We start from the raw sequence: 16,863 nt of genomic DNA on the forward strand, positions 1-16,863 counted from the left end.
CGCGGGGCCGCCCGCGGCGGAGCGTCGGCCGCGCGCTCGGCGAGGCCCGGGTGGAGCGCGAGGAGCCCGAGGATCGCGGTGAGCCCGGCCGCGATGAGCCACAGCCGCGCGCTGCTCAGCCCGGCCGCGCGGCCGGCGATGACGAGGCAGCTGGAGGCCGCGATACCGGCCCCCACTCCCGCGAACCCGCGGGCCAGGCGCGCACTGGACCCGATCGCCCGGGAGCAGTGGACGAAGACGATCCCGCTGGCCAGCCCGGCGGCGAACCGCAGCAGCCACCACACGGGCACGCTCGCCGCGCCCAGCTCCAGGGCCATGGCCGCCTCGCTGGCCACGATGGCGAGGAGGGAGGCGCGGAGGAGTCCGCGGTGGTCGCCGGTGCGCGGCACCGCGATGGTGAGCGCCGCGCCGGCGAAGTAGCCCAGGTAGTTGGCCGCGGCGATCGCAGCCCCCGCGGCCGGGGCGAGCCCCGTGTCCGCGCCGATGAGCGGCAGCAGCGGGGTGTAGACGAAGCGGCCCACGCCGATCGCGGCGGCGAAGCCGGCGGCGATCGACAGCGTCTTCCCCCGGCCGGCCATGGCGCCACCCTAGCGCCGCCGCCCGGCCCGCCCGCGGGCAGTCCAGCCGGGCGCCGCCCGCCCGCGGACACCGGCCCGTGGCCGGCCGGCCTTTGCCATACTGGAGCGGAAGAACCGAGGAGGCCCGGCGTGGAGATGATGATCCTGCTCATCGTGTTGGGCATGGGCACGGTGCTCGTGGTGGGCGTGGGCGATCGCCTGCGGCTGCCGTGGCCGGCGCTCATGGTCTTCCTCGGCGCCGCGGTGGCCCTCATCCCGGGCCTCGAGGTCATCGAGATCGACCCCGATCTCATCCTCCCCCTCTTCCTGCCCCCGCTGCTCTTCGCCACCGCCCAGCGCACCTCCTGGACGATGTTCCGCAGCCGCTGGCGCACCATCCTCTTCCTCGCGGTCGGGCTGGTCGGCGCGACCGTCGCCGTCGTCACCGCCACCGCGCTGTGGCTCATCCCCGGCATCACCCTCTCCGCCGCGATCGCGCTGGGCGCCATGGTCGCGCCCCCGGACCCCGTGGCCGTCGAGGCGGTCTCCGGGTCCGTCTCCCTGCCCCGGCGCATCCTCCAGGTGCTCCAGAGCGAGGGCCTGTTCAACGACGCCGCGGCCCTCGTCGTCTTCCAGTTCGCCGTGGCCGCGACGATGGAGGGCTCCCGGGTGGACTTCGGCCAGCTGCTCCTCAGCTTCGTGGTCTCCGCGGTGCTCGCGGTGGTCGTCGGCCTCGTCCTCTCCCTGGGCCTGCGCGTCCTCCTGCGCTTCACGCAGAACAGCGTCGCGCGCTCAATGGCCCACCTCGTCCTCCCGTTCGCCGTCTACCTCGTGGCCGAGCACGTCAACGCCTCCGGCGTCATCGCCGTGGTCGTCGCGGCGCTGGAGATGCGCCAGCACGACGATGCGGAGCAGGTCGAGGAGCGGCTCATGCAGAACGCGACGTGGGAGGTGCTGGAGATGCTCATCACGGGCGTCGCCTTCGGCCTCATCGGCCTGGAGCTGCGCATCACCCTCATGGGCACGGACGCGAACATCGTCCAGGCGATCGTGGGCGGCCTCGTCATCTCCGCCGTCATGCTCGTCACGCGGTTCGCGTGGCTGTTCGCCGGCACCTACCTCATCGACCCGCGGGCCCAGCGGGGCCGGTCGTTCGCGGACTACCTCAAGGGCACGGTGGTCATGACGTGGGGCGGCATGCGCGGACTGGCCACCCTGGCGCTCGCCCTGTCCCTGCCGTACACGACGGACGACGGCAGCCCCTTCCCGGCCCGCACGTCCATCCTCATGGTCGTCGTCGCCGTGCTCGCCACGACGCTGCTCGCCGCCGGCCTGACGTTCCCCGCGCTCGTCAACCGCCTGGGCCTGACGGGGGCCAAGGAGCACGCGCAGGAGGCGCGGATCGCCGCGCGCGCCCGGCGCGCCTCGCTCAGCGCCCTCAAGCACGCCCCGGACGTTCCCGAGGAGGTCCGCGAGGAGCTGCGCAAGCGCATGCACCAGCTCGAGGGCCGGCTCGCGGGCGAGGACGAGGAGGGGCAGCGCACCGGCGCCATCAAGCAGCTGCAGCAGTACCGCGGCGCCTTCAGGCAGATGCAGGCGCTCTCGCTCAAGGCCGCCCGGGCCGAGGTGCTGCGGGCCCGCTCCGAGCGCGGGGTCGATCCCGCGGCCGCCGATCAGGTCCTCCACCGGCTCGACCTCCAGACCGCCCTGCTCGACCAGCCCACGGGAATGCTCCCGCTCGTGCGCGAGCGGCCGGAGAACTGGCCGCAGCCGGGGGCCGCGGGGGGTGGCGCGGGCGCCGCGCGCGAGCAAGACTGAGGGCAGCACGAGCGCGCAGCCTCCGCAGCACCGGTCCAGAAGTTGAGCGGAATAGACTCAAGTCTGGCGCGTTGTACACGGAGAAGAGACTTATTCGCACGTCAGAAAGGAGTCCACCATGGACGCCAAGCTCACTTCGAAGTCGCAGGAGGCGATCTCGACGGCCGTCAAGGACGCGGTCGCCCGGGGCAACTCCCAGGTGGAGCCCGCCCACATCCTCGCCGCCCTGCTCAGCCAGAAGGACAGCATCGCCGCGGCCCTCGTCACGGCGCTGGGCGCCAAGCCCCAGGACATCGTCGACGAGGCCCAGCGGGTCATCGCCGGCCTGCCCGCCGCCTCGGGCTCGTCGGTGTCCCAGCCGCAGCTCTCGCGCTCCGCACTCGAACTCGTGAATAACGCGGAGAAGGAGATGGAGGCGCTGGGCGACCAGTACCTCTCCACCGAGCACCTGCTCATCGCCGCGGCCTCCGACACCGGCGAGGTGGGCCGCATCCTCAAGGCCGCCGGCGTCACCCGCGATGCCCTCCTGCAGGCGCTGCCGGAGGTCCGCGGCGGCAAGAAGGTCACGAGCGAGAACCCGGAGGACACCTTCCAGTCGCTCGAGAAGTTCGGCGTCGACCTCACGGAGCAGGCCCGTGAGGGCAAGCTCGATCCCGTGATCGGCCGCGACAAGGAGATCCGCCGCGTCGTGCAGGTGCTCTCGCGGCGCACGAAGAACAACCCGGTGCTCATCGGCGAGCCCGGCGTCGGCAAGACCGCGGTCGTCGAGGGCCTGGCGCGGCGCATCGTCGCGGGCGATGTGCCCGAGTCGCTGCGCAACAAGACGCTCATCAGCCTCGACATGTCCGCGATGGTCGCGGGCGCGAAGTACCGCGGCGAGTTCGAGGAGCGCCTCAAGGCCGTGCTCGAGGAGATCAAGGACTCCGACGGCCAGGTCATCACGTTCATCGACGAGATCCACACGGTCGTGGGCGCCGGCGCCACCGGCGATTCCGCCATGGACGCGGGCAACATGCTCAAGCCCATGCTGGCCCGCGGCGAGCTGCGGCTCGTGGGCGCCACAACGCTCGACGAGTACCGGGAGAACATCGAGAAGGACCCCGCCCTGGAGCGCCGCTTCCAGCAGGTCTACGTGGGCGAGCCGAGCGTCGAGGACACGGTCGCGATCCTGCGCGGGCTCAAGGAGCGCTACGAGGCCCACCACAAGGTGACGATCTCCGATGGCGCCCTCGTGGCGGCCGCCGCGCTGTCCAACCGCTACATCACCGGCCGCCAGCTGCCGGACAAGGCGATCGACCTCATCGACGAGGCCGCCTCGCGCCTGCGCATGGAGATCGACTCCGCGCCAGTGGAGATCGACGAGCTGCAGCGCTCGGTGGACCGCCTGAAGATGGAGGAGATGGCGCTCGCCAACGAGTCCGACGACGCCTCCCGCGAGCGCCTCGCGCACCTGCGCGAGGACCTGGCGAACAAGCAGGAGGAGCTCGCCGGCCTCAACGCGCAGTGGGAATCGCAGCGCGCGGGACTCAACCGCGTGGGCGAGCTGAAGAAGAAGCTCGACGACCTGCGCTCGCAGGCCGAGGCCGCGCGCCGCAACACGGATCTCGCGGAGGCCTCGCGCCTGCTCTACGGCGAGATCCCCGCTGTGGAGCGCGAGATCGCCGCCGCCGAGGCCGAGGAGCAGCCGGAGGACAAGGAGAAGGACAAGGACGCCAAGCCCATGGTGGGCGACCAGGTCACCGGCGATGACATCGCCGAGGTCGTCTCGTCCTGGACGGGCATCCCCGCGGGCAAGCTCCTGCAGGGCGAGCGGGAGAAGCTGCTCTACGCGGAGGAGTTCCTGGGCCGCCGGCTCATCGGCCAGCGCGATGCCGTGCACTCGGTGGCCGATGCGATCCGCCGCTCGCGGGCCGGGGTCTCCGATCCGGACCGCCCCACCGGCTCGTTCCTGTTCCTGGGCCCCACCGGCGTGGGAAAGACTGAGCTCGCGAAGTCGCTCGCGGAGTTCCTCTTCGACGACGAGCGCGCGCTCATCCGCATCGACATGAGCGAGTACGGCGAGAAGCACTCGGTCTCGCGCCTCGTGGGGGCGCCCCCCGGCTACGTGGGCTACGAGACCGGCGGCCAGCTCACCGAGGCCGTGCGCCGGCGCCCGTACTCCGTCATCCTCCTGGACGAGGTGGAGAAGGCCCATCCGGACATCTTCGACATCCTCCTCCAGGTGCTCGACGACGGCCGCCTGACCGACGGCCAGGGCCGGACGGTGGACTTCCGCAACACGATCCTCATCCTCACCTCGAACCTGGGCTCGCAGTTCATGGTCGATGCGTCCATGGACAAGGAGGAGAAGGAGCGGGCGGTCATGGACATCGTCCACCAGTCCTTCAAGCCGGAGTTCCTCAACCGGCTCGACGACATCGTCATGTTCGAGGCGCTCACGACGGAGGACCTCGCCCACATCGTGGACCTGCAGATCCAGTCCATGCAGAGCCGCCTGAGCGACCGGCGGATCACGCTGCGGGTCAGCCCGGCTGCCTCCGAGTGGCTGGCGATCGAGGGCTACGATCCCGCCTACGGCGCGCGCCCGCTTCGCCGCCTCGTCCAGCGCGAGGTGGGCGACCGGCTGGCCAAGGAGATCCTCTCCGGGGAGATCCACGACGGCGACACCGTGCTCGTCGACCACTCCGGCGGTGCCACGGACGTGGGCCTGAGCGTGACCGCCACGCGCGGGGAGGACAGCCAGGAGGGTGCGCAGTCCGACGACGGCGATGACGGGGTCGTCGACGCCGAGGTCGTCGACGACTGAGCCGAGCGCCCAGCGCAGGCCCAGCGCAGCGAGCGGCGGGGCGCCGATCGGAAGATCGGCGCCCCGCCGCTCGCTGAGTGCGGGCCGGCTCAGGAGGCCGGCAGCAGGTTCTCGTCGATCTTCTGGCCGTCGCCGCGGGTGACGAGGCAGACGATGGCGCGGCTCTCCGCGTTCTGCCAGCCGGCCTCGTTCGGGGCGCTGAACTGGCTGATGTAGTTGCCCCCGGCGGCCTTGGAACTGTCGACGGCGCCCTTGGCCTGCTTGCTGCAGAAGCTCGTGGCCTCCTGCTTGAGCGCCGAGGAGCCCGGGTAGGAGCTCGTCGCCAGGGGCTTGGACCCGTAGACCTGGCCGTAGTGGGGCTGCGTGCACTCGATGCGCTCCACCGTCTGCACGCTGCCGGGCTTCTCCGCGATGCAGTCGCCCACCTGGAGCGCGCCGAGCGCCACGGTGGCCCGGCCGGAGCCTCCCGCGCCCGAGGCGCCCTCGTCGGAGTCGCCGCCCTGCCCTGCGCTCGGGCCGGTCCCCGCCTGCGGCTCGTCACCGGACGGGCCGCTCAGGGCGCGCACCGCGGCGAGGCCGCCGCCGGCGACGAGGCCCAGGACGATGACGCCGGCGATGACGAGCATGGCGATGAGCCCGCCGCGGCGCCTGCGCGGGCCCGCGGGGGGCAGGCCCGCGGCGCCTCCGGGCGGGTAGGCGCCGTAGGGCTGCTGCTGATAGCCGCCCTGCTGCGGGTAGGAGCCCTGGTGGTAGCCGCCCTGCTGCTGGAAGCCGCTCTGCTGCTGAGAATGATCCTGCTGCTGAGAGGGATCCTGCCGGTAGGAGGGATCCTGGCGGTAGGAGGGCTGCGGCCCGGGGCCGGGCCCCTGTCCCGGAAAGCCCGGTGCCGCCGAGGCGGGCGGCGGGCCCTGCGGGTAGCGCGGCTGGCCGTCGGGGCGGGGAGGCTGGGTCATGCCCCGAGCCTACGGGGTGCGCCCGCGCGCGGGGAAGGCGGCGTCAGTCCGCGTAGTCGACGATGACCGGGGCGTGGTCGGAGGCGCCCTTGCCCTTGCGCTCCTCGCGATCGATCCGCGCATCGGCGACCCGCTCGGCCAGCGCCCGCGAGGCGAGCTGGAAATCGATCCGCATGCCCTGCTTCTTGGGGAAGCGCAGCTGCTGGTAGTCCCAGAACGTGTAGGCGCCCGGCGTGTGCGCGCGGGTGACCTCGGCAAGCCCCGCGTCGAGGAGCGCCTGGAATGCGTCGCGCTCCGGCTGCGAGACGTGCGTGGCGCCCTCGAACTCCGCCATGTCCCACACGTCCTCGTCGCGCGGGGCGACGTTGAAGTCCCCGCACAGCACCAGCCGGGCAGCGGCATCGGCCGCGAGCTCCGCGGCCACCGCCTCCCGCAGGCGGTCGAGCCACGCGAGCTTGTAGGCGTAGTGGGGGTGGTCGAGCTCCCGGCCGTTGGGCACGTAGAGCGAGTGGACCCGCACCCCGGCGCAGAGCGCGGAGATGGCCCGCGCCTCGGCGGCGTCGTCCTCGCCCCAGCCGGGCATGCCCTCGAAGCCGATCCGGGCGTCCGCGAGGCCCACGCGGGAGGCGATGGCGACGCCGTTCCACTGGTTGAGCCCGTGGAAGGCGACCTCGTAGCCGCGCGAGTCGAAGACCTCGCGGGGGAACTGGGAGTCCTTCGCCTTGAGCTCTTGGATGGCGAGCACGTCGACGTCCGAGCGGTCGAGGAAGGCCCCCACCCGCTCGGCTCGGGCTCGGATCGAGTTGACGTTCCAGGTAGCGATGCGCACGCTGCCGACTCTAGCGGACGGCGCCTCGCGCCCGCCTCGAGCGCGCGCCTACGCTGGGCCCATGGACACAGCCCCCAAGGACACAGAGCCCCTGGACACGGCCGCGCCGCGCGAGACGGCCCCGCGCGCGCTCATCACCGGTTCGACGAGCGGGATCGGCGCCGCATTCGCCGCGCAGCTCGCCCAGGAGGGCTATGACCTCGTGCTCGTCGCCCGCGGCGCTCAGCGGCTCGAGGCGCAGGCCGCGCAGCTGCGCGAGCGCTGGGGGATCGGCGCCTCGGCGGTGCCCGCCGACCTGGCGACCGAGGCGGGCATCGCCGCCGTCGCGGAGGTCATCGACGCCGAGCGGATCGACGTGCTCGTCAACAACGCGGGCTACGGGCTGGCGAGCTCCGCGCTCGAGACCCCGGTGGCCGAGCTCGCCGCGATGTCGACGGTGCTCCTGCGCGCCGTGCAGGTGCTCTCGTGGCATGCGGCCCGGCGGATGCTCGACCGCGGGCGCGGCGGCATCGTCACCGTCACCTCGCTGGCAGCGCTCACGACCATGGGGGAGTACGCGGCGGACAAGGCGGCCGCCACCGTCTTCACCGAGAGCCTCGCCGCGGAGCTCGCGGGCACCCCGGTCACCGCCACGGCGGTGCTGCCGGGCTTCGTCGCCACGCAGTTCCACGCGGCCATGGGCGCGCAGCGGCCCGCCTTCCCGCGGCTCGCGTGGCTGCGTCCCGAGCAGGTGGCGCGCGAGGCGCTGGCCGCCGCGCGCCGCGGGGCCGTGACCTGCGTGCCCGGCGCCCAGTACCGGGTCCTCGCGGCGGTTGCCCCGCTGGTGCCCCGGCCGCTCGTGCGCTGGGCCAGCGCCGGCTTCGGATTCGACCGCGCCGCGCGCGCCGCCCCGGTCTCATAAGCGGCAGGGGCGCCTGCTGCTCCGCGGTGCTCGCACGGGCAAGGGCGCCCTGTGCAATCCCCGCCCTGGCGGGCCGCAGGGAGCCCTGTCCGGCCGTCGGACGTGACGGAAACGTGACGCTGCAGACTTGTCCGATTATTGGGATGGGCCGCAGGATAGGGGCATCCGTCCGGTGGGGATCGGGCGGATAATGGGCGTATGGGGATGCGTCCAGGTACTCGAGGGGAGTGCCGCGAGGCCCGAGTGCAGCGTTCGCGCCGCTCGGGCCTCTTCCCATTCCCCCGCGCGCTGCCCGCAGGGGCCCCATAGGATTGGCCCATGGCTTCATCATCTCCCGCGCAGACCCGTGCCGCGCTGCTGGCCCTCATCGACGAACTCGCCGTGGTCCGTGGTGCGGTCACCCTGTCCTCCGGCAGGCAGGCCGACTACTACCTGGATCTGCGCCGCATCACCCTCGACCACCGCTCGGCCCCGCTCGTGGGCGACCTCGTCCTCGACGTGCTCGAAGAGGCGGGGCTGCTGGCCGAGGTCTCGGCCGTGGGGGGGCTGACGATGGGCGCCGATCCCGTCGGCACGGCCGCCATGCAGCGCTCCGTGCTGCGCGGCGCCCCCGTCGACGCCTTCGTCGTGCGCAAGGAGGCCAAGAAGCACGGCATGGGCCGCCGCGTCGAGGGCCCTGACGTCGCCGGGCGCAAGGTCGTCGCCGTCGAGGACACCTCGACGACCGGCGGCTCCGTCCTCACCGCCGTCCAGGCGCTGCGCGAGGCCGGGGCGGAGGTGGTGGCCGTCGTCGTCGTCATGGACCGCAGCACCGGCGCCAAGGAGCGCGTGGAGGCCGAGGGGATCCCCTACCTGGCCGCGCTCACCACGGCAGACCTCGGCCTGGACTGAGGCGGGCGCCCGGCCGCGCGCCGTTTCGCGGCGGCTGGGAGTCGCCCCAGAGTGCGCCGGTTGCGCGGGCCGGGATTGGACCAGGGGCCCCCCGCGCGACAGACTGGGAGGCGCGCTCAATCCGCTACGCGAAGGACGATCAGTGCTCGACATCTCCCATCTGACGGTGAAGTCCGGTTCGAAGACCTGGCTCGACGACGTCTCGCTGACCGCCGCCGCGCGCCGCATCACCGGCGTCGTGGGCCCCCGCGGCTCCGGCAAGACCGAGCTGGCCCGCGCCATCGTGGGCCTCATCGAGCCCGCCGCGGGCACGATCTCGCTCGAGGGCGAGGAGCTGGGCTTCGGCGATCGCCAGAACTTCGGCTACCTCCCGGCCGAGCGCGGCGGCTACCCGAACATGAAGGTCCTCGACCAGATCGTGTTCTTCGCCCGCCTCCACGGCATGACGATGGGCGCCGCCGAGCGCAACGCGATCACGCTGCTCGCGCGCCTTGACCTCTCCGACCGCGGCTACGCCCCGCTCTCGCAGCTCAGCGGCACCGAGGCCGCGCGCGTCGACATCGCCGCGCTGCTCGCCGCCGATCCGGATGTCGTCGTCCTCGACGAGCCGTTCGACGGCCTCGACGCCGTGAGCGCCGAGCTCGTCTTCGACCTGCTGCGCGACCACGCCGACTCCGGGGTGCCGGTCCTCTTCACCACGGACCGCTGGGAGCTCGCCCAGTCCGCCGCGGACGACTTCGCGATCCTCAGCCACGGCACGATCGCCGAGGCGGGCACCCTGGCCCAGCTGCAGCGCGGCGGGGTGGAGTGCCGGGCGGAGTTCGAATCGGGCGCGCGGGCCAAGAAGGCCGCCGCGCAGATTCCCAGCGCCCGCGCCGAGGGCGCGCACGTGGCGTTCCCGGCGGCCGATGCGGCCGCCGCCGCCGCGCTCATCGCACGCCAGTCCGGTGTGCTCAGCTTCGAAACCACAGGCCCTGACCTGGCAGAACTCTTCAAGGAGCGGGTGTAACTTGACCGACCGCACGAATGACAGCCAGCGCAAGCCCGGCCGTCCCAAGCGCTCGCAGGATCCCGCGGACATCGGCGCGGCCGGTCTGGGCCGGTCCGACGACACCGTCGTCGACGAGCCGGGTGTGCAGGCCGACGCGGCCGCCGACCGCGCGGCGGCCGATGGGCCCCATGACGAGGAGATCGAGATCGTCGAGTACTCGGAGGATGTGCCCTTCGAGCTGCGCGAGGAGGCGCCCGCTGCCGGCCGTGAGCCCAAGACGGGCCTCGTCGCCGAGTTCCGCGAGCTGAGCGGCCGACAGGCCGCCTGGCTCGTGTCGAACCGGGAGACGGGCGTCGTCTCCCGCAGCCCCCTGTTCTACGTGACCGCGCTCGTCATCGGCCTGGCCGTGATCGCCGGGCTCATCATCGGCGTGGGCCAGAAGTCCGACCCGCAGGGCGGTGACACCACGCTTGCGACCGTGGGCGCGGGCGACCAGGCCGCCATGATCGAGCAGCAGCTGGGCATCAAGGTCCAGGATGTGCAGTCGGTCGAGGAGGCGCAGAAGCTCGTGCGCGAGCACCGAGTGGACGCCGCCTACGTCTCCGATCCCACCGGCCAGGGCGAGGCCACGCTCATCGCGCTCAACTCCGAGCCCACGGCGGTGATGGAGAAGCTGCAGCCGAAGATGAACGTCACCTACCTCGAGCAGCCGGCCGTCAAGGCCGAGGTGGCCGTCCCGCTCGCCTGGGCGATGGGCGGGCTCGCCCTCGCTGCGATCCTCACGCTGGGCGCCGCCCTGTACGGCAACCTGCGCACCGAGCGCAGGAATCGGATCACCGAGATCCTCGCCGCCACGATCTCGCCGCGCGCCGCGGCGTGGGGGCGCGTGTGGGGCCTGACGGTGCTCAGCCTGGGCTACCTCGTCATCGCGGCGGGCGTTGCGCTGCTGGGGATGTCGATCATCGGCGAGACCGATCTCGCCGTGGCGATGCTGCCGGGCCTGGGCTGGTTCGCAGGCCTCTACCTGTGCACGGTCTTCCTGTCGCTGGCCCTCTTCCTGTGGGCCGGCACGCTGACCGGCAAGCGCGCGGCGCGCTTCCTCCTCGGGCTGACCGTCGTGCTCGCGGTGGCCGGAGTGCTCGTGCCCATGGTCTTCGCGAAGTCCGCCGAAGTGCTGCGCATCCTCTCCTACATTCCGTTCGCCTCCGCCGTGGCGATGCCGCTGCGCATCTTCGCGAACCAGGCGCAGTGGTGGGAGGCGCTCATCGCCGTGGCGATCGCGCTGGTCGCCGGGCTCATCGTCTTCGCCGCGGCCGCCGCGGCCTACCGGGCGAACCTGCTGCGCGGCACGGGTCGGGCGGGCAAGGCCGTGACCGCGAAGAAGGCGCGCAAGGCCAAGGCCGGCGACGCGAAGAACGGCGCTGCCAAGGCGGACGCGGCTCCCGCGGATGCCGCCGAGGACGAGAGCGCCACGGCGGAGGACGCGGACGCCAAGACCAAGACCAAGGCGAAGGCGAAGCCCAGTGCGGGCGGCACCTCGGCGGCCGCGAAGGGCGCGAAGCCCAGTGCCGCCGCGGACGAGTGACCGCAGCGCAACCCGGGACATCGGGCGCCTCCGCAGCCGCGGGGGCGCCCGATTCCGCTGCCGGGACCGGGGACGCCGCGCCGGTGGGCGTGGGGCCGTGGGAGGGCGCCTGGCCGGACGATGAGCGCTACGATCCGCAGCTGCTGGCGCACGGGGACCGCCGCAACGTGGTGGACGGCTACCGCTACTGGCGCCTCGAGGCGATCGTCGCGGACCTCGACACGCGGCGCCACGGTTTCCACGTGGCGGTGGAGAACTGGCAGCACGACTTCAACATCGGCTCCGTGGTGCGCACCGCCAACGCCTTCAACGCGGGCAGCGTGCACATCGTGGGCCGCAGGCGCTGGAACCGCCGCGGCGCCATGGTCACCGACCGCTACCAGCACCTCGAGCACCACGCGGACCTCGCGGGACTCGCCGACTGGTGCCGCGCCCGGGGCCTGCCGCTCATCGGCGTCGACAACTTCCCCGACTCCGTGCCCCTGGAGACGTACGCACTCCCGCGCGAGTGCGTGCTGCTCTTCGGCCAGGAGGGCCCGGGGCTGAGCCCCGAGGCCCATGCCGCCTGCACCGCCGTCCTGTCGATCGAGCAGTTCGGCTCGACCCGGTCCATGAACGCGGCCGCGGCGGCCGCGATCGCGATGCACGCCTGGGTGCGCCGCTGGGAGTTCGGGCAGGCGGCCTCCGGCTGAGAGGGCGGCGGCACTGTCGTTTTGCCGAGTTTCGGCATAGCGTGGAGCCCAGCACGGACCGTTTCCGCGCCGCGCCAGCGGCGCCGCACGTCACCAGGAGGGCCCTTCCCATGACAACCGCAGTCCCCGCAGCCGCGCGCCGGCCGGTCACGAAGCTGGCGGCAGGAGCGCTGCTGCTCCTGCTGGCCCTCGTGCTGACCGGGTGCGGGAAGTTCACCGGCGACCTCGACGTCGAAGCCGATGCCACGCTGAGCGGCAAGTACACGATCCTGTTCGACCGCTCGGTGATCGAGGCCTACGGGCAGTCGGCGGACACCTCCGCCGAGAAGCTGCGCCAGGAGGTCGCGAAGGACACGGTCAAGGGCCTCAAGGGCAAGGTCATCGAGGACGGGCAGTCGGTGGGGGTCGAGGTCACCATGGACCACGTCCAGCCCAGCGACATCGGCACGAGCGGCATCGCGCCGGAGATCCAGAAGAACGGCAACGCGCTGACGTTCCACATGAAGAACCCCCTGGCAGCGGCCGGCGGCATGGGCGGCGTCGGCTCCTCGTCGTCCGCCGGCGCGAGCATGGGCGGGGCGGTGAAGGACCAGATCGACGAGGCGAAGCTCAAGCTCTCCTTCCCCGGCAAGGTCGAGAGCGCGCCGGGTGCGGACGTCAGCGGGAAGTCCGCGACGTGGGACCTCAAGACGTTCGACGGCGACGAGCTCAGCGCGACGGCGAAGGCCTCGGGCTTCCCGTGGTGGATCCTCTTCCTCATCGGCGGCATCGTGCTCGTCGCGATCATCGCGCTCGTCGTCATCCTCATGATCGCCCGCGGGCGGAAGAAGAAGCGCGGCCAGGCCGCCGCCCCGGGCGCCTACGGCCCAGGTGCGGCCGGTGGCTACGGCGCACCCGCCGCCGGTGGGGGCTTCCCCGGCGCCCAGCAGTACGGCTCGCAGCCGGGCTACGGCCAGGGCGCCCAGCCCGGTGGCTACCCGCAGCAGCCGGGCGGCTATGGCCAGCAGGGCACGGGCCAGCCCGGTTATGGCGGCCAGGGCGCGCAGCCCGGCTACGGCCAGAACCCCGGCGCCCAGCCTGGCTATGGCAGCGCCCAGCCCGGCTACGGCCAGCAGCCGGGAGACCAAGGGTGGAACCAGGGCTGGAACCAGGGCGGCCAGGGCCCCTCGGGAGCCTGAGGCACCCGCCCAGCCGCCCCGCGATGCACGACGGCGCCGAGCCTGGCTCGGCGCCGTCGTGCTGTGCGGGCCTCAGTCGGCCACGCGCACGATCGTCTTGCCGAAGTTCCTGCCCTCGAGCATGCCGATGAACGTCTCCGGCGTGTGTTCGAAGCCGCCCGTGATGTCCTCGAGGTAGGTCACCTTGCCGTCGTGGACCCACTGGCCCATCTCCGTGAGGAACTGGCGCTCCATGCTCGCGACGAACTCGGTCTGGATGAAGCCGCGGATCGTGAGGCTCTTCGTGAGGATGAGGCCCATGAGCCGCTCGGCGGAGCCGGCAGGGCTGGGGTCGGCGGCTCCGTTGTAGGTGGCGACGAGGCCGCAGACGGGCACGCGGGCGTACGTGTTCAGACGCGGTTTGACGGCCTCCCAGACGGGTCCGCCCACGTTCTCGAAGTAGACGTCGATGCCGTCCGGCGCCGCGGCCTTGAGCGCCCCGCGCAGGTCGTCGCCGCGGTGGTCGAGGGCCGCGTCGAAGCCGAACTCGCGCAGCTGGGCGACCTTCCTCTCACCGCCGGCGATCCCGATTGTGCGCGCGCCCTTAATCTTCGCGATCTGCCCCACGGCCGAGCCCACGGGGCCGGTGGCAGCGGCCACGGCGACGGTCTCACCGGGCTGCGGGTCGCCGATGCGCAGGAGGCCCGAGTACGCAGTGAACCCGGGCATGCCCAGTACGCCCAGGGCCGTGGTGACGGGCAGGTAGTCCGGGTCGAGGACGCGCAGCTGATCCGCGGCCTGCACGCTGTAGGTCTGCCAGCCGCCGTAGGCCAGCACGATGTCGCCCTGGGCGACCGCGTCGGAGTTCGTCTCCACCACCTCGGCGACGGTGGCGCCCACCATGACCTGCCCGAGCTCGACGGGCTTGGCATAGGACTTCGCATCGCTCATCCGCCCGCGCATGTACGGGTCGAGCGAGAGGTAGAGGGTGCGCAGCAGCGCCTCGCCCTCGCCCGGAGTGGGCACCGGTGCCTCGTCCAGGGCGAAGTCGTCCGGGGTGGGCGCGCCCTCGGGGCGCTTGGCGAGCAGATAGCGCTGGTTCATCGTCATGGGGTACTCCTCGGAAGTCGGTTCGTGTGGCTGCGACCCTACGCGCATCGGCTGGCAGCGGGCTCCGCGGGGCAGGGCGCGGGCGCCCAGACACGGCAGCCGCCGCGCCGACACGGCAGGGGCCGCGGGGTTGGCTCCCCGCGGCCCCTGCCGCACCGCGCTCGGGTGAGCGCCGCTCAGTTCCTCACACGTCCATGGCGCTGGGCTCGATGAGCCCGCCGAGGGCCGCGAGCTCCTGCGTGACGCCGTCCTGGTCGTCGAACGTGCGCGGGATGACGGTCAGCCGCTTGGCGTAGTGGCCGATCGGGTACTCCATCGTCATGCCGATGCCGCCGTGGAGCTGGATGGACTCCTGGCTGATCTCGTGCGCGGCCTGGTCGATGACGAGCTTGGCGGCGAGGATGTCGCGGTGGCGGTCCTTGCCGGCCTCGGAGGCCGCCCCGTCGCCCTCGGCGCCGGTGATCGCGAGCTTGGCGTAGAGCGCCATGCTCTTCGCGCCCTCGAGCGTGGCGTAGGCATCCGCGGCGCGGTGCTGGAGCGCCTGGTTGCGGCCGATCGGCGCGCCGAACTGCTCGCGGGTCTTCAGGTAGTCCGCGGTCATCATGAGCGAGGCCTCCATCGCGCCCACGGCCTCGGCGGCCAGGGCCGCGTTGGCGGTGTCGATGACGGCCTGGATCGCCGCCGTCGCATCGCCGGAGCCCAGGCGCTGCGCCTGGGCGCCGTCGAACAGGACGCTGCCGGTGCGCAGGCCGTCGGCCTGGACGCGGGGGCTCACGGTCACGCCCCCGGCGCCGGCCTCGACGAGGAACAGGCCCACGCCGGAGTCGGTGGCCGCGGAGACGACGAAGAGGTCGGCGTCCGGGGCGCCCAGCACGGCGGTCTTCTCACCGGTGATGGTCGCACCCTCGCCGGACTCGGCGGCCTTCGTGGCCGGGGCGCTGAGCTCGTAGCGGCCGGCCGGCTCGTAGCCGGCGAAGGCCAGGAGCCTCTCGCCGGAGACGATGCCCGGGAGGATGTCCTTCTTCTGCGCATCGCTGCCAGCGGCGGCGACGAGGCCGCCGCCCAGCACGACGGTGGAGAGGTAGGGCTCGAGCACGAGTGCCTTGCCGAACTCCTCCATGACGACGGCGACCTCGGCGAAGCCCATGCCCGCGCCGTCGTACTCCTCCGCGAACGGCAGGCTGAGCAGGCCCAGCTCCGCGTACTGGTTCCACATGTCGCGGCTGAAGCCCTGCTCAGAGGCGAGCAGCGCATCGCGGGCCTCGGCGTTGTACTTGGTGCGCAGCAGCCGGCGGACGGTCGAGCCGAGCTCGCGCTGGACGTCGTTGAGTTCAAGATCCATGGTTCTCTCCTCAGTTCCTCAGAAGCTCACAGGCCCAGGATGGCCTTGCTGATGATGCCGCGCTGGATCTCCGAGGCGCCGCCGTAGATGCTGACCTTGCGGTAGTTGAAGTAGGTGCGCAGCGCGTCCACGGCCGCCGGGGGCAGGTCCGTGAAGCCGCCCGGCAGGCGGGCGTCGTCGACGAAGTCGAGGCCCTGGGGGCCCAGCACGTCGACGAGGAGCTCCGTGATGTCCTGCTGGAGCTGCGAGCCGCGCAGCTTGAGGACCGAGGAGCGGGGGTCCGGCTTCTCCGAGCCCGCCACCTGGGTGGAGAGCATGCGCAGCTGGGTGAACTCGAGCGCGGTGAGCTCCGCCTCGACCTTCGTCAGGCGCGCGGAGAACAGCGGATCGTCCAGCAGGGTGCCGCGGGCGGTCTTCGTCGTCGCGGCGTAGGCCTTGACGCGGGCCAGGTTGACCTTGGACTGGCCGATGCGGGCGATGCCGGTGCGCTCGTTGCCCAGCAGGAACTTCGCGTACGTCCAGCCCTTGTTCTCCTCGCCCACGAGGTTCTCCACGGGCACCTCGACGTTGTCGAAGAAGACCTCGTTGACCTCGTGGCCGCCGTCGATGAGCTCGATGGGGCGCACCGTGACGCCCGGGGACTTCATGTCGATGAGGAGGAACGAGATGCCCGCCTGCTTCTTCACGTCCGGGTCCGTGCGCACGAGCATGAAGATCCAGTCGCCGTACTGGCCCAGTGTCGTCCACGTCTTCTGGCCGTTGACGATGTAGTGATCGCCCTTCTTCACGGCCGTGGTCTTGAGCGAGGCGAGGTCCGAGCCGGCGTTGGGCTCGGAGAAGCCCTGCGACCACCAGATGTCGATGTTCGCGGTCTTGGGCAGGAACCGCTCCTTGATCTCCTGGCTGCCGAACGTCGCGATGACGGGGCCCACCATGGAGGCGTTGAACGGCAGGGGAGAGGGCACGTTGGCCAGCTGCATCTCCTCGAGCCAGATGTGGCGCTGCACCGGCGTCCAGTCCTGGCCGCCCCACTCGACGGGCCAGTTGGGCACGGCGTAGCCGTGCTTGTTGAGGATCTGCTGCGTCGTGACGATGTCGTCCTTCGACAGCTCCTGGCCGGTGGCGTTGCGGAACCGGATGTCCTCCGGGATCTCGGTGCGGTAGAACTCGCGCATCTTCTCCGCGAACTCGAGCTCTTCTGGGCTCAGCAGATTGTCCATGATCTCCCTCG

Annotated in this window: 14 protein-coding genes; 8 read left to right on the forward strand and 6 right to left on the reverse strand. The window is 72.2% G+C overall.

Annotated elements, in window-relative coordinates; translation table 11 throughout:
• Positions 1-578, reverse strand: a 578-nt coding sequence (locus tag GSY69_RS01890; protein ID WP_160952206.1) for a YbfB/YjiJ family MFS transporter, incomplete at its 3' end; no start/stop codon positions are given.
• 135 nt (positions 579-713) lie between these two features.
• On the opposite strand from GSY69_RS01890, the gene GSY69_RS01895 reads away from it, so the two are divergent.
• A complete protein-coding gene (locus tag GSY69_RS01895; RefSeq protein ID WP_235936211.1) occupies positions 714-2,375 on the forward strand; it encodes a Na+/H+ antiporter in 1,662 nt (553 codons plus the stop codon).
• Positions 2,376-2,493: 118 nt separating this feature from the next.
• Positions 2,494-5,181 carry an ATP-dependent chaperone ClpB gene (clpB, locus tag GSY69_RS01900; RefSeq protein WP_160952208.1) on the forward strand — a complete coding sequence of 896 codons (2,688 nt, stop codon included), beginning with the start codon at positions 2,494-2,496 and terminating at the stop codon, positions 5,179-5,181.
• An 89-nt stretch (positions 5,182-5,270) separates the two neighbouring features.
• Here the strand turns inward: clpB and GSY69_RS01905 are convergent, their stop codons facing one another.
• Entirely contained in the window at positions 5,271-6,134 is an 864-nt protein-coding gene (locus GSY69_RS01905) for a septum formation family protein (protein ID WP_160952209.1), read from the reverse strand.
• Positions 6,135-6,177: 43 nt separating this feature from the next.
• On the reverse strand, positions 6,178-6,963 hold the full coding sequence (locus GSY69_RS01910; RefSeq protein WP_160952210.1) for an exodeoxyribonuclease III: 786 nt from the start codon (positions 6,961-6,963) through the stop codon (positions 6,178-6,180).
• A 61-nt stretch (positions 6,964-7,024) separates the two neighbouring features.
• Between GSY69_RS01910 and GSY69_RS01915 the strand changes: the two genes are divergently transcribed.
• The 6 genes from GSY69_RS01915 (at position 7,025) to GSY69_RS14085 (ending at position 13,201) form a co-directional block, all read left to right on the forward strand.
• Entirely contained in the window at positions 7,025-7,864 is an 840-nt protein-coding gene (locus GSY69_RS01915) for an SDR family NAD(P)-dependent oxidoreductase (protein WP_160952211.1), read from the forward strand.
• Positions 7,865-8,182: 318 nt separating this feature from the next.
• Entirely contained in the window at positions 8,183-8,755 is a 573-nt protein-coding gene (gene pyrE, locus GSY69_RS01920; RefSeq protein ID WP_160952212.1) for an orotate phosphoribosyltransferase, read from the forward strand.
• 142 nt (positions 8,756-8,897) lie between these two features.
• On the forward strand, positions 8,898-9,764 hold the full coding sequence (locus GSY69_RS01925) for an ABC transporter ATP-binding protein (RefSeq protein ID WP_160952213.1): 867 nt from the start codon (positions 8,898-8,900) through the stop codon (positions 9,762-9,764).
• 1 nt (position 9,765) lies between these two features.
• The gene (locus tag GSY69_RS01930; RefSeq protein ID WP_160952214.1) at positions 9,766-11,331 is read left to right on the forward strand and encodes an ABC transporter permease; all 1,566 of its coding nucleotides are present in this window, start codon (positions 9,766-9,768) and stop codon (positions 11,329-11,331) included.
• Positions 11,328-12,023 (forward strand): TrmH family RNA methyltransferase, encoded by a 696-nt coding sequence (locus tag GSY69_RS01935; protein WP_160952215.1) that lies wholly within the window; start codon positions 11,328-11,330, stop codon positions 12,021-12,023. The genes GSY69_RS01930 and GSY69_RS01935 overlap by 4 nt, the downstream gene beginning before the upstream one ends.
• A 110-nt stretch (positions 12,024-12,133) precedes the next feature.
• Positions 12,134-13,201 (forward strand): LppM family (lipo)protein, encoded by a 1,068-nt coding sequence (locus GSY69_RS14085; protein ID WP_202410741.1) that lies wholly within the window; start codon positions 12,134-12,136, stop codon positions 13,199-13,201.
• Between the two features lie 72 nt (positions 13,202-13,273).
• On the opposite strand, the gene GSY69_RS01940 is transcribed toward GSY69_RS14085, so the two are convergent.
• The 3 genes from GSY69_RS01940 to GSY69_RS01950 all read right to left on the reverse strand — a co-directional run bounded on the left by GSY69_RS01940 (position 13,274) and on the right by GSY69_RS01950 (position 16,852).
• Positions 13,274-14,290 (reverse strand): NADP-dependent oxidoreductase, encoded by a 1,017-nt coding sequence (locus GSY69_RS01940; RefSeq protein ID WP_160952216.1) that lies wholly within the window; start codon positions 14,288-14,290, stop codon positions 13,274-13,276.
• Positions 14,291-14,474: 184 nt separating this feature from the next.
• Positions 14,475-15,632 carry an acyl-CoA dehydrogenase family protein gene (locus GSY69_RS01945; protein ID WP_160952217.1) on the reverse strand — a complete coding sequence of 386 codons (1,158 nt, stop codon included), beginning with the start codon at positions 15,630-15,632 and terminating at the stop codon, positions 14,475-14,477.
• 26 nt (positions 15,633-15,658) lie between these two features.
• On the reverse strand, positions 15,659-16,852 hold the full coding sequence (locus GSY69_RS01950) for an acyl-CoA dehydrogenase family protein (RefSeq protein WP_160952218.1): 1,194 nt from the start codon (positions 16,850-16,852) through the stop codon (positions 15,659-15,661).
• Positions 16,853-16,863 lie beyond the last annotated feature (11 nt).

The sequence above is a fragment of the Brevibacterium rongguiense genome (genome assembly GCF_009857845.1).
Lineage (GTDB): Bacteria > Actinomycetota > Actinomycetes > Actinomycetales > Brevibacteriaceae > Brevibacterium > Brevibacterium rongguiense.

Bases quoted from the DNA above. Each gene is read 5' to 3' on its own strand.
- GSY69_RS01915 (WP_160952211.1), top strand. From the start codon at position 7,025: ATGGACACAGCCCCCAAGGACACAGAGCCCCTGGACACGGCCGCGCCG.
- GSY69_RS01895 (WP_235936211.1), top strand. From the start codon at position 714: ATGATGATCCTGCTCATCGTGTTGGGCATGGGCACGGTGCTCGTGGTG.
- pyrE (WP_160952212.1), top strand. From the start codon at position 8,183: ATGGCTTCATCATCTCCCGCGCAGACCCGTGCCGCGCTGCTGGCCCTC.
- GSY69_RS01905 (WP_160952209.1), bottom strand. From the start codon at position 6,134: ATGACCCAGCCTCCCCGCCCCGACGGCCAGCCGCGCTACCCGCAGGGC.
- clpB (WP_160952208.1), top strand. From the start codon at position 2,494: ATGGACGCCAAGCTCACTTCGAAGTCGCAGGAGGCGATCTCGACGGCC.
- GSY69_RS01950 (WP_160952218.1), bottom strand. From the start codon at position 16,852: ATGGACAATCTGCTGAGCCCAGAAGAGCTCGAGTTCGCGGAGAAGATG.
- GSY69_RS14085 (WP_202410741.1), top strand. From the start codon at position 12,134: ATGACAACCGCAGTCCCCGCAGCCGCGCGCCGGCCGGTCACGAAGCTG.
- GSY69_RS01945 (WP_160952217.1), bottom strand. From the start codon at position 15,632: ATGGATCTTGAACTCAACGACGTCCAGCGCGAGCTCGGCTCGACCGTC.
- GSY69_RS01940 (WP_160952216.1), bottom strand. From the start codon at position 14,290: ATGACGATGAACCAGCGCTATCTGCTCGCCAAGCGCCCCGAGGGCGCG.